Below are 13,515 nucleotides of genomic sequence, written 5' to 3' on the forward strand. Positions count from 1 at the left end.
TGCCTTGGGAGCCGGCCCGGCGCCCTCTGCCCACGGCAACAGCGAGTCGCGACCAAGCCCGCGGCCGGCATCTGGCGCGCAGAAACGGCGGAAACGGGGGAAAGCTAAGATTCTCCTAAAATATTGAAACTTTTCAGTCTTTGACCGGGGGGCAGCCGACGGTAATACTTCATTAAATTTCAATTTCTGCGCGACACAATTGCTCGAATTGGCGGCTCGTCGAGCCCGGCAAAGGGAAGCGGATAGATGGCAACGGTTATCGGAACCGCCGGCAATGACAAATTGGCCGGTACGGTCCTGGCGGACAAGATGTCCGGGCTCGCCGGCAACGACACCTATACCGTCAATCATCGCGACGATGTGGTGATCGAGGCGCCGGGCGAAGGGACCGATACCGTCAACAGTTCGCTGAGTTTCGTCCTCTCGGCCGATGTCGAGAACCTGACCCTGACTGGTACTGCGGCGATCGACGGTACCGGTAACAATCTCGACAACATCCTGACCGGCAATGGCGGCCCCAACAAGCTGGTGAGCGGCGACGGCATCGACACGGTCAAGGGTGGTACCGGCGACGACGTTCTCGTCTTTGACAGCTATCTCACGACCGACGATCGCCTGGACGGCGGCGCCGGCAACGATACCCTGCGGCTCAATGGCGACTATTCGGCAGGTGTCACCTTCGGCGCCACCACGATGCTCAATGTCGAGCGCATAGAGCTTGCGACCGGCAGCAGTTATGATCTCACCCTCAACAACGCGACCAATGCGACGGCGCTCACCATCGACGGCAATGTGCTTGGCGCCGGCGACAGCCTTGTCGTCAACGGCGCGGCCGAAACGACCAATGCCCTGACGGCCATCGGGGGCGGTGGGGCGGACACGCTGATCGGCGGTGGTGGCAATGATCTGCTGATCGGTGGCGCCGGTGCCGACACGCTGACCGGCGGCCTTGGCAACGATACGGCGAGCTATGCTGATTCCGGTGTCGGCGTCACTGTCGATCTCACGGCGGCAGGTGCTCAGGGCGGGGCTGGTGACGCTGCAGGCGATATCCTGTCCGGTATCGAGAATGTCGTTGGATCTCTTCTCGATGACACGCTCACGGGCACGGCCGGCGCAAACAAGCTCGAAGGTGGCGCCGGCGATGATCTGCTGGTGAGCGGTGCCGGCAACGATGTTCTGTTCGGTGGCGACGGCGACGATACGCTGCAAATGGGCGCCAGCTGGACGACGGCCGACAAGATCGATGGCGGCGACGGGTTGGATACGCTGGCGCTGCAGGGCAATTACGCCGCGGGCATGGCGGTCGGCTATTACAATATCGAAAAGATCACGCTCGGCGCCGGCTTCGATTACAAACTGACCCTCGCCGATGCGACCAATATCAGCGGCTTCACCGTCGACGGCAGCGCGCTCGGCGCCGGCGACAACCTCCTCTTGATTGGTACCGCGGAAAAGCTGATGCCGCTTGTGGCCATCGGCGGCGCCGGCGATGACGCACTGACCGGCGGTGCCGGCAACGATACGCTGACCGCTGGCGCCGGCACCGATACGCTGCTCGGCAATGCAGGCAATGATCTGTTCCTGCTGCAAGGCAATCTTGCGGCGACCGACAAGGTCGATGGCGGCACCGGCGTCGATGTGCTGCGCCTCGATGGTGATTACAGCGGCGGCATCGTGTTCGGCGCGAAGACGGTTACCAATGTCGAAACGATCGCCCTCAGCGACGGCAATGACTACAGCCTGACGCTCGACAATGCGACCAACAATGCCGGCCTGAAAGTGGATGCCAGCGCACTTGGCGCCGGCAGCGCCGTCATCCTGAATGGCTCGGCCGAGACCAGCAGCAATTTGACCGCTTTGGGTGGTGCCGGCGACGACACGCTGACGGGCGGTGGCGGTGCCGATTTGCTGATCGGCGGCTTGGGTGCCGACACCATGAATGGCGGGGCCGGCAACGATACCGCGAGCTATGCCGATGCCACGGCGGCAGTAACTGTCGACCTGACCAACCCGGCCAACAATGCGGGGGACGCGGCTGGCGATCAGCTCAGCAATATCGAAATCATCCTGGGGTCGAATTACGGCGACACACTGGTTGGCAATGGCGCTGCCAATCAGCTGCTCGGCGGCCTCGGCGAAGATACGCTGACGGGTGGCACCGGCAATGACATCCTGCTCGGTGGGTCGGGCAACGACACCTTTGCCGAAGGGGCGACCCTCACGGCGCTGGACAAACTCGATGGCGGTACCGGCGATGATATCCTCAAGCTCGGTGCAAGTGCGACCTATGCCACAGGCCTTGTCTTCGGCGCCACCACGCTCATCAACACCGAGACGATCGAGCTTGGCGACGGCAACAGTTACAAGCTGACGCTTAACAATGCGACCAACACCGGCGGCCTGACCGTCGATGGCAGTGCCCTCACCGGCGGGAATGCGCTGACTCTCATCGGCTCGGCCGAAACTGAAAGCTCTCTCACGGCAACCGGTGGCGCTGGCGCCGATGTGCTGACGGGCGGCAATGCCAACGATTTGCTGGAGGGCGGCGCGGCTGCCGACAAGCTGACCGGCGGTGGTGGCATCGATACGGCGAGCTATGCCGGATCGGCTGCAGGCGTCACGGTCGATCTGGCGCTGCTCACGGCCCAGACGAGCACCGGCGATGCGTCCGGTGACATTCTGTCGGCGATCGAGAATCTGCGCGGCTCCGACCATGACGACAAGCTGACCGGGAACAGTGGCGCCAACGTCCTGACAGGTGGCCTTGGTGCCGACACATTAATAGGTGGCGCCGGCATCGACTTGGCTAGCTACACTGGCTCGGTCGCTGGCGTCACGGTCGATTTGACACTGGATAACGTGGCGCAGGTCAGCGCCGGGGAGGCGTCGGGCGACAAGCTGGCGGCGGATATCGAGGGCATCATCGGCTCCACCTTTGCTGATCTGCTGACCGGCGACGACAATGCAAATACGATTGATGGCAATGTCGGTAGCGACACGATCGCGGCCGGCGCCGGCGTCGATACGCTGCTGGGCAGCGCCGGCGACGATTTTTTCCTGCTGCAAGGAAATCTCACCGCAGCCGACAAGATCGACGGCGGGGCCGACACCGATACCTTGTCGCTGACCGCCAGCGCCGCCTATAGCAGCGGGATAACTTTTGGCGCGACCACCTTGGTGAATGTCGAAGAGATCGACCTCGCCGACGGCAACAAATATCGGCTGACCCTCAACGATGCCAATAATAGCGACGGCTTGTTTGTTGACGGCAGTCAGCTGACCGGAACCAACTCGCTTTATCTAAGCGGCGCGAGCGAGAAGTTGGCGGGCCTGACGGCGATCGGTGGTGCCGCCGCCGACACGCTGATCGGTGGCAGTGGCAGCGACATCTTCGAAGGGGGCGCTGGGGCGGACATACTGACCGGCGGTGAAGGCAGCGATACTGTCACCTATTTTGGCTCCGGCGCCGGTGTCAAGATCGACCTCAACCTGACGACGGCACAGGTCAGCACGGGTGATGCGTCCGGGGACAAGCTCTCCGGCATCGAGAACGTCTTCGGCAGCGATTTCGACGACATCCTGACCGGTGACGCCAAAGCCAATTGGCTGGACGGCGGCATCGGCGATGACATCCTCAAGGGTGGTGCCGGGGCCGACATGCTGATCGGCGGCGTTGGCACCGATACCGTCCTCTATACCAACTCGACTATGGGTGTCAGCGTTGACCTCAACGTGACAGGCCAGCAAGGAAGCACCGGCGATGCGGCGGGGGACGTGCTGTCGGGTGTCGACAATCTGACCGGCTCCAACTTCGACGATGTTTTGCACGGCAACGGTGCCAACAATATTCTGCTGGGCGGCACCGGCAACGATATGCTGATCGGGGATTTCGCCGACACGATGGATGGCGGCATCGGTATTGATACGGCGAGCTTTGCCGGCTCGATCGGGGGCGTCAGTGCCAACCTTGCCAGCAATGTTGATCTGCTGAGCAATTTCGAAAACCTGATCGGGACCGCTTTCATTGACGGTCTCACCGGTGATGGCAACAACAATATTCTTGATGGTGGGGGCGCCAATGATGTGCTGCACGGCGGTGGCGGCAACGACACTCTATATGGCGGCAGCGGTGAAGATGAGCTGACCGCCGACGGCGGGAACGACATACTGTATGGTGGTAGCGACAACGATAAATTGTTCCTGAACGGTGATCTCACGGCGCTCGATAAACTGGATGGCGGCTTTGGAGACGGCGATATACTGAACCTCTCCGCGAGTGCTGCCTACGCGACCGGCATCACCTTCGGTGCGACCACCTTGGTCGGCACCGAAAATATCCTGCTGGGCGATGGCAATAGTTACAAGCTGACTCTCAACAACGCGACCAATACATTTGGCGAAATCACTGAAGATGTGCCTGACAAGCTGAAGGGCGGGCTGACCGTCAATGCCAGCGGTCTGAGCGGCGCCAACATCCTGACCTTGATCGCCTCGGCCGAGAGCGAAAGCGCGCTTCATGCCATTGGCGGCGGCGGTGGCGACATATTGACGGGTGGCGGCGGCAACGATCTGCTGGATGGCCGCCTTGGTGCCGACAAATTGACGGGTGGCGGTGGGATCGACACCGCGACCTATCAGAGTTCGACAGTGGGCGTGACGGTCGACCTCTCTCTGCTCACGGGCCAGGTCAGTGCCGGCGACGCGTCGGGCGATATTCTGGCTTCTATCGAGAACCTGCGCGGATCGATCCATGCTGACGTCCTGACCGGCAATGGTGGCGCCAATGTCCTGATTGGCGGGCTCGGCGCGGATACGCTTGACGGCGGGGGCGGAATCGATACGGCCGACTATGACAAGTCAAAGACCGGCGTTACGGTGGATCTTGGCAACAATGTCAACAATAGTGGCAGCGAGGCAGCCGGTGATACTCTTATCAATGTCGAGAATGTCATCGGTACGGATTTCGGCGACGATCTGACCGGCGACGGCAATGGCAACATGCTCAATGGTGGCACCGGCGACGACGACCTCAATGGTGCCGCCGGAAACGATACGCTGATCGGCGGTAGTGGTTTCGACTTGCTGATCGCCGGCGCTGGCAACGATATCCTGCGCGGCGATGCCGGTGGCGACACTCTGGTGCTCAATGACAATCTGACCGCGCAGGACAAACTGGATGGCGGGGCCGGATTCGATCTGCTGAAACTCAGTGCGAGCGCTGTCTATGGGACGAAGGGCGTCACGTTTGGTGCGACTACCCTCATCAATACGGAGAGCATCGAATTAGGGGACGGCGACAGCTACAAGCTCACCTTGAGCAATGCGACAAATACGTTCGGCCAGCTCAGCAACGGTGATAGTGGGCTGACCGTCGATGGTAGCGCCCTCACCGGGACCAACAGCCTGACATTGATCGGCTCGGCCGAAACGGAGAGTTCGCTCACGGCAACCGGCGGGGCTGGTGCGGATATCCTGACCGGCGGCGGCGGCGGCGATGTCCTGACCGGTGGTGCTGGCGCGGACAAGCTGACCGGCGGCGGTGGTTCCGATATGGCGAGCTACGCCGGGTCGGCGGCCGGCGTCACGGTGAATCTCAATCTTACGACGGCCCAGATCAGCGCGGGTGACGCTTCAGGCGACATTCTGGCGACAATCGAAAATCTGCGTGGCTCGGACAATGCCGACACGCTTATCGGCAATGCCGGTGCCAATCTGCTGATCGGCGGTGAGGCTGCCGATACGCTGGATGGTGGCGCTGGTAACGACACCGCGGATTACGAGGGTTCGTCGTCGGCGGTTACCGTCGACCTTACGGACAATGCGAACAATGCCGGCGGCGACGCTGATGGTGACATTCTCATCAGCATTGAAAACATAAATGGCTCCAACGATCACGATTTGCTCATCGGCGATGGCAACGCCAATGTCCTTGCTGGTGGTCTCGGCAACGATGTCCTGGTCGCTGGTGGTGGCAACGACACGCTGCTGGGCGGCGCTGGCGAGGATACCTTGGTTCTTGCCGACGGATTCACCGCACAGGATCACATCAACGGTGGTGGATCGCTCGTTGATAAGTTGACGCTCGATGGCAATTACTCACTTGGCGTAGTGTTCAATGCGTCGACACTTACCGAGGTTGAGGAAATTGTTGTTGCCGATGGCAACAGCTACAACTTCACCCTGCATGATGCGACCAATACGGGCGCGTTCACCGTCAACGGCAGTGCGCTTACGGGGCCCAATAAGCTGATCGTTAACGGTGCCAGCGAAAACAACGCGATACTCAATGCTATCGGCGGCGCCGGGGCTGACACGCTGATCGGTGGCGGCGGCCGCGATATCCTAATGGGCGGTAGCGGCGCGGACACCCTGGCCGGCAACGCGGATAGCGATCGCCTTGAGGGAGGGCTCGGCAATGACACGCTCTCCGGCGGTACCGGAAGCGACACGTTGGTGGCGGGGGCCGGCCTCGATACGGTGTTGGGCGGTGAAGATTCGGATACCGTGTTGATGGCGGGCTTCCTGACCTCGGCCGATCACATTGACGGCGGTGCGGGCAACGACGCGATGCGGCTGGCTGGCGATTATGCCAGTGGCATGGCGTTCGGCACGAACACCATGGTGAATGTCGAAGCAGTCGTGCTGACCGATGGAAACACCTATCAGCTGACACTCAACAATGCGTCCAACACAGCGGGACTGATCGTAGATGGTAGCAGCCTGACCGGCGCCAACATCCTGATCCTCAACGGTGCGCAGGAGACGGCAAGCGCGCTCACAGCCATCGGCGGTGCCGGCGACGATGTCCTGATCGGTGGCAGTGGCAACGATCTCCTCAAGGGCGGCGACGGGGCCGACACTCTGACTGGCGGCGGTGGTATCGATACGGCGAGCTACATTAAATCGACAGCTGGTGTGACGGTCGATCTTAGCCTGATCGGTGCCCAGGCCAGTGCGGGCGAGGCTTCCGGCGACATCCTGTCGGGGATCGAAAACATCATCGGCTCGGACCATGCCGATACGCTCATCGGCAATGCCACAGCCAACACTCTGGCCGGCGGCCTCGATGCCGATACGCTCGATGGTGGTGCCGGCATGGATACGGCAGATTACACGGCGTCGCTGGCAGGCGTGACGGTCGATCTCGGCAACAATGCCAATAATGCCGGCGGCGACGCGGCGGGCGACCTGCTCTCGAACATCGAGAACGTGACCGGGTCGGCTTTCGACGACAATCTCAAAGGCGACAATGCGGTCAATATACTCTCCGGCGGCAATGGCGATGACACGCTCACCACGCTGGCTGGCAACGACACGCTTTTGGGTGGCGCCGGCAACGATGTGTTGCGGGGCGGGAGCGGCGGCGATGTCGTCAATGGTGGCAGCGGCACGGATACGGCGAGCTATGTCGGATCGGCCGTTGCGGTGACGGTGGATCTGACGCTGACCGGCGTTCAAAGCAGTGGTGGTGATGCTGCCGGCGACAGGCTCGTCGACATCGAGAACGTGATCGGCACGGCTCTTAAAGACCGGCTGATCGGTGACGGCCTGGCCAACGTGCTGGAAGGCGGTGCCGGCGCCGATGTCATCAACGGCGGCGACGGTAGTGACACGGCAAGCTATGCCAGCTCCGCCGTCGGCGTCACCGTCAATCTCGCGGTGCTGACTGCCCAGATCAGCGCCGGTGACGCAGCGGGCGATGTGCTGAGCGCAATCGAGAACCTGACCGGTTCCGCCAACGCCGATAATCTTACCGGCAACAGTACGGACAATGTTCTGAGCGGCGGTCTTGGCGCGGACAGGCTGAACGGCTCCGATGGCATCGATACGGCGAGCTATGCCAGTTCGACCCTCGGGGTCACGGTCAATCTTGCCAACCTCGGTGCGCAAGTCAGCGCCGGCGAGGCCTCCGGTGACATCCTTTCCAACATCGAAAACCTCCTTGGGTCAGCCAAGATAGACATACTTGCCGGCAATGCCCTTGCCAACACGATCGACGGTGCCGGTGGAAACGATATCCTGTTGGGCGCTGGCGGCAACGACACGCTGCAGGGCGGTGCGGGCAACGACATACTGATCGGTGGCACCGGCGCGGATATCCTTGAGGGCGGCGACGGCCTTGATACGGTGAGCTACGTCACGTCGTCTCGCGGTGTCGGCGTGATTCTGTCCAAGGTTGTGCAGACGGGCGTAGGGGATCCGTCGGGCGATATACTGTCGGGCATCGAGAATGTGACGGGTTCCGCCTTCAACGATACGCTGACCGGAAATGCCGGCGCCAACGTGCTGGAAGGCGGCGCTGGCGCCGACATCCTCGATGGCAGCGGCGGCAGCGATACGGCAAGCTACGCGGCATCAAATTCGGCGGTCACGGTCGATCTTGGCAACGGCATGAACAATTCCGGTGGCGATGCCGAAGGCGACATACTGATCAGCATCGCGAACCTGTCCGGCTCAATTCATGGCGATTCGCTCACCGGCAATAACGGCAGCAATGTCCTGACCGGCGGCCTTGGTGGCGATTACCTGAACGGCAGCGGCGGTACCGATACGGCCAGCTATGTTGATTCTGCGGCCGTAACGGTTGATCTCAACAATGACAACAACAATGCTGGTGGTGAGGCGGCTGGCGATAGCTTCAGCAGTATCGAGAATGTCGTCGGTTCTGCCTTTGCAGATGACATTACCGGATCGATTGGTGGCAATGAACTGGATGGCGCTGACGGCGACGATACGATCTCCGGCGGCGATGGATTCGATACATTGCTCGGTGGCAAGGGTAATGATGACCTGACCGGCGGGAGTGGTGAAGATACACTGCTGGGTGGCCTTGGCAGCGATATCCTGTCCGGCGGTGTCGATGCTGACACGTTCCTGTGGAACGAGCTGGATGAGGCAGGTGACACGATCACCGACTTCCAGAGCGGGGTTGGCGCCGATCGCCTGGATATTGGCGACCTGCTGGTGGGCTTTAATGAAGAGACCTCGGATGCCAACGACTTTGTTCGTTTCGTGACCAGCGGTGGCGACACCATCCTGCAAGTCGACGCGGACGGCGCCATCGGCGGCAGCAACTTCGTCTCGATTGCCACTCTCACCAGCATCGGGGGCGCAACGGTCAGCAACTATGTCGATGATGGCAACCTTGTCCTAACGTAATGTCGGGGGCCGGCGTCTCGCGCCGGCAGGGTGCCAAATTAATTAATATTCTCATTGAGATGCTATGAAATCAGTCGGTTGGCGGGGGCATGTGACGGGGCGCACATTGCTGACGATTACTGGCGGCCGGTCTTGAACCTTTTGCTGGCGTTCCCAATTGATAGCCCAGGTTCATTCTTCGGAGGGCGCCATGTTCACCCCGGACAGCTACAATGAAGTTCTTCATGAATCCAAAGCCGACCACCATGCGATTGGCGGTGCCTGGAGCATCGTATCGCTCTTTGCTGCCGCCTGCCTGCTGGCGTCTGCGGTCAATTACCTGGTCTGATGCGGCCGACTGCGGTTCTTGAACGCGCCCATGCTGCGGCGCAGTGTCCCGCCTGAAATGCTTTCCTTTAATGGGGAGGCAGGCTCGAATGGTTTAGCGCGGCAGCGCCGCCTTGTTTCTGCGGTGCCGCCGGCGCTCACATCGATTTAGTTGGCAAGGGTCGAGGTGCCGTTGGTGCCCGGCGGAATGTCTCCGGCGGTTTCCGATGGCGTCGCGGGCAGAGAGACGGCTTGCGCTGGCGCCGGGCTGCTGGGCCTGGCACAGGCTGCGGCGCCACCGACGGCGCAATGCAGGTCGCGAACGTGATAAGTATCGGACGGGGCGGAGCCGTCGGCCAGGGCAGGGGAAGCGCCCATCAACAGACACGCCATTGCCGAGCCGATCGCGAAACCTTTGGTCATGCTTGCCTCCTTCAGGTGATCTCAGTCAAATAATCCTGAAGGCAAACCGCACCAGGCGCGCTTGGTTCCCATGATTCCTTCGCATCTTTCCATCAGCAAGCCGCGGCCGATCGTTAACCGACCCGCCGCCAGGTCAGCGTGCGGGTCACGGCTGTATCGTCGGCTGCCGCCGTTTCAAGCTTGATCACCAATGTGTCGCCATCTACCACCATGGCGCGGGTGAGGGTGAGGCCGACATTTTCGCGTGAGAGGGCACCTTGCAGATGCTGTGTCACGGAGCCCGTTTCGTCATCGATCGTGTAGGTCCCGAAATAGGCGTCGTAGCCGCCCTGGGCGCGGCTGTTGTTCTTGCCCGTGCTCGGGCCCTCCGGCACGTCGCCGGATCGGTCGCGCCGCATGAACTGGGCGGCGAAGTGACCGCTGCGGTCGTAGATCAGCATGGCTTGAGGATCTTCACCCAGTGAGGGCTCGGGTCGCCGCTCGCCGGTGGCTGTCACGTCAATACGCGACAGGAGCTGCCATGTTCCTGGCAGCGCCGTGGAGAGGGGCGCACCGCCGGTCGCTTTGGTGGGTGTCATGAGGGTCGATCCTGTGACCTGTATTGCCTTGGCCGCAATTTGCGCCGTTGACGTGCTGCAAGCCAGCAAAACAAACATGGCAAAACAAACATGGCAACGGCGCCGAGTATTTGGGGGCTCGGCGCCGTTGGGCCCGCCTGCCGGGCAACTGGACACCGGCAGGCGGGCGTCAGGCCAGGACGCCGTCTTGGGAGCGACGCCCCGGCCCGATGACCGCGACGCCGATCCCTAGTGTGCCATGTCCATGGCGTTCTCACAGGAGACGTGCGGGTTCATGTCGGCAAAGGGGCCGGTCGGATTGTCCTTCCAGGCCCAGACATGGAGTTCATAGAAGGCGGGCAGGCCATAGCGGTTGGGCGTGTTCGTGAAGCTGAAGAGCTGCCCCTGGAGGCTCGCTGGGCCTTTGGTGGCGATATATTCGACGGCGACCAGCTTGAGCTTGCCATCCTTCATCGGCTCGTACATCACGGCTTCGGGCTTGGCGAGTTCGACAGTATCGTTGATGAGGTTGGCATTGACGTAATGGATGCCCATCGCACCGCCCTCGATGCCGCTGGCGCATGGGATCGGCGCATAGCCTTCCTTGACCGCGACCGCCACGTCCTTGAACCGGTCGTTTGCCGCACGCACATTGTCCGGCAGCGTCTTGCCGCCCGCCGCCACGGCACAAGCTGTGCCGATGAAAAGCGCCGAAATGGCCGCAAGACGCTTAGCGTATGAAAGTGTGTTCAATGTCTCTCTCCAGATGATGGTCATTGACGCGCAAGGACGATCGCGCACGCTCCATGCGGCGCGCTCCTCCCACTGTGAAGATCAGCCTTGTTGCAGGTGCTTCCAGTCCAGCGGCAAAGTAATGGCAGGAGATAAGGGGGACATCGGGAATCCTCCCTATTTTTCGAGGATGCCGATGCGCATTGACGGTGTCAGTTGGCGCCGACGACGGTCCCGGTATAGTCGACAGCCACATTGAAGGTGGCGCCATCCTTATAGGCGGTGCCGCGCCAGACGAAATTGTTAACCGGTTTGAGGTCCGTCACGCTGGAATAGCCAGCGGCCAGGATGTAGGCGCGGGCGGTCTCGGCGGGGAATGTGCCGTCCGACTCATCGGTGGCTTCGGCCACATTGCTGGTGCCGGGATTGGCGGGGGTGGGGAAGGTGGGTCGCTCGGGGCGTTCGCCAGCCAGCGCCGGAGCACTCGCTGCCCATATCAAGGCGGGCATGACGCACAGCGCGCGACGGATTCCCATAACGCATCCTCCCCAGGAGTCTTTTTTGATCTGGGGGTATGTCACCTGATGCGGTTTGGTTCCCACATGCCGCGCATTTTCGGAGACATGGAAAGCCCCTCCCCGGCGGGGAAACCGGAGAGGGGAGCAGGCACATTCTTTAGAACAAGGCGGCGGTCTTCTTCAGGGTCACCCAGACGCCCCACAGGATCGGGATACCAACCACGGCCCAGGCGATGACGGCTTTGCCATCAAGCCCACCTCTGCCGATGCCGAAGGAGCCGGATGCCACGTTCTGCTGGGTAGCAGACTTGGCCTGCAGGGCCGCGACCTCGGCCTCCGACATGAACCATTTCTCCGGCAGTGGCTTAACAAAGGCGTTGGCAACGAGACCCAGGACCAGCATGCCGACCAGGATGTACATGGTGAAGTCATAGACCTGTTCGCGTGGGATGCCGGCATTGATCTGGAACTCGCGGATATAATTGACGACGACCGGACCGATGATGCCGGCCGTGGCCCAGGCCGTCAGCAGACGGCCGTGGATCGCCCCCACGAACTGGGTCCCGAAGATATCTGCAAGATAGGCCGGGATGGTGGCAAAACCGCCGCCATACATCGACAGGATCACGYAGAAGATGGCGACGAACAGCACCTGGCTGCCCATATGCGCGGCTGTGGGAGCCAGCGCATAGAGGATGATGCCGAGGACGAAGAAGGTGAAGTAGGTGTTCTTGCGTCCGATACGGTCGGAAAGCGAGGCCCAGAAGAAGCGCCCGCCGATGTTGAACAGGGACAGAAGTCCGGCAAAACCCGCGGCGATCGCGGCGATGGCGGTCTTCTGGCTGTCATCGAGCTGCGTGAAGGTGAGGTCGGGCAAGCCAATCAGCCGGCCGCCGAAAATCTCCTGCAACATGGGGGACGCCATGCCGATGACGCCGATGCCGGCAGAGACGTTGAGGCACAGCACGGCCCAGATGAGCCAGAACTGCTTGGTCTTGTGGGCATCGCGCAGATGGACGTGGCGGGTGGTGATCATGGTCTTCTGGGCGGCGGGGGCTGTCCAGCCTTCCGGCTTCCAGCCGGCAGGCGGCAGGCGATAGCTGAAGGCGCCACCCATCATGAACACGATGTAGATGGCGGCCATCACGAAGAAAGTCTGCCAGACACCGACGGATTCCGCCGATTTGAAATGGGTCATCAGCATGTCGGCCAAGGGTGCCCCGATCATGGCACCGCCGCCGAAGCCCATGATCGCCATGCCGGTCGCCATGCCGCGCCGGTCAGGGAACCATTTGATGAGGGTCGAGACCGGAGAAATATAGCCAAGACCCAGCCCGATCCCGCCAATGACGCCGGCCCCGACCCACATCAGCCAGAGCTGATGTGTCATCACGCCGATCGCTGCAAGAGCGATGCCACCGCACCAGCAGATCGCCGAAACGACCCCGGCCTTGCGCGGGCCGGAACGTTCAAGCCAGCCACCCCAGATGGCGGCCGAGGAGCCGAGCAGCACGAAGAACAGCGTATAGATCCACCCCAGATCGGCGACGCGCCAATCGCAGCTCGTGGTGAACAGGGCAGTGAGAAGGGTGAGCTCGGTACAGGCCACGGGTTGCGTGACGCCGATGGCTTTCGAAAGCGGCAGCCAGAACACGCTGAAGCCATAGGCCATGCCAATGCAAAGATGAATGGCGAGGGCGGCTGGCGGCACCAGCCAGCGATTGAAGCCCGGCTTGGCGATGATGCGTTCGCGGTCGAGGATGCCTGGTCCCCCGAAGCCGCCGGCAAATGGTTCACTGGCAGTTGACATGTTGCTT

7 protein-coding genes are annotated in these 13,515 nt (G+C 61.6%); 2 read left to right on the forward strand and 5 right to left on the reverse strand.

Going from position 1 to position 13,515, the window contains the following annotated elements:
• Positions 1–246 precede the first annotated feature (246 nt).
• Both AC1DWZ_RS04445 and AC1DWZ_RS04450 read left to right on the forward strand, forming a co-directional pair.
• Positions 247–9,162: a type I secretion C-terminal target domain-containing protein gene (locus AC1DWZ_RS04445; RefSeq protein WP_477167651.1), complete on the forward strand. Its 8,916-nt coding sequence runs from the start codon at positions 247–249 to the stop codon at positions 9,160–9,162.
• Between the two features lie 190 nt (positions 9,163–9,352).
• Positions 9,353–9,490, forward strand: a complete 138-nt coding sequence (locus tag AC1DWZ_RS04450) for a hypothetical protein (RefSeq protein WP_477167652.1) — start codon at positions 9,353–9,355, stop codon at positions 9,488–9,490.
• A gap of 146 nt (positions 9,491–9,636) precedes the next feature.
• Here the strand turns inward: AC1DWZ_RS04450 and AC1DWZ_RS04455 are convergent, their stop codons facing one another.
• The 5 genes from AC1DWZ_RS04455 to AC1DWZ_RS04475 all read right to left on the reverse strand — a co-directional run bounded on the left by AC1DWZ_RS04455 (position 9,637) and on the right by AC1DWZ_RS04475 (position 13,508).
• On the reverse strand, positions 9,637–9,891 hold the full coding sequence (locus tag AC1DWZ_RS04455) for a hypothetical protein (protein WP_477167653.1): 255 nt from the start codon (positions 9,889–9,891) through the stop codon (positions 9,637–9,639).
• Positions 9,892–10,004: 113 nt separating this feature from the next.
• Entirely contained in the window at positions 10,005–10,469 is a 465-nt protein-coding gene (locus tag AC1DWZ_RS04460) for a lipocalin-like domain-containing protein (RefSeq protein ID WP_477167654.1), read from the reverse strand.
• Between the two features lie 228 nt (positions 10,470–10,697).
• Positions 10,698–11,201 (reverse strand): hypothetical protein, encoded by a 504-nt coding sequence (locus AC1DWZ_RS04465; protein ID WP_477167655.1) that lies wholly within the window; start codon positions 11,199–11,201, stop codon positions 10,698–10,700.
• Positions 11,202–11,392: 191 nt separating this feature from the next.
• The gene (locus AC1DWZ_RS04470; protein ID WP_477167656.1) at positions 11,393–11,716 is read right to left on the reverse strand and encodes a hypothetical protein; all 324 of its coding nucleotides are present in this window, start codon (positions 11,714–11,716) and stop codon (positions 11,393–11,395) included.
• A gap of 139 nt (positions 11,717–11,855) precedes the next feature.
• Positions 11,856–13,508 carry an OFA family MFS transporter gene (locus AC1DWZ_RS04475; RefSeq protein ID WP_477167657.1) on the reverse strand — a complete coding sequence of 551 codons (1,653 nt, stop codon included), beginning with the start codon at positions 13,506–13,508 and terminating at the stop codon, positions 11,856–11,858.
• Positions 13,509–13,515: the final 7 nt, after the last annotated feature.

This window comes from Dongia sp. P2_B8 (genome assembly GCF_056404715.1).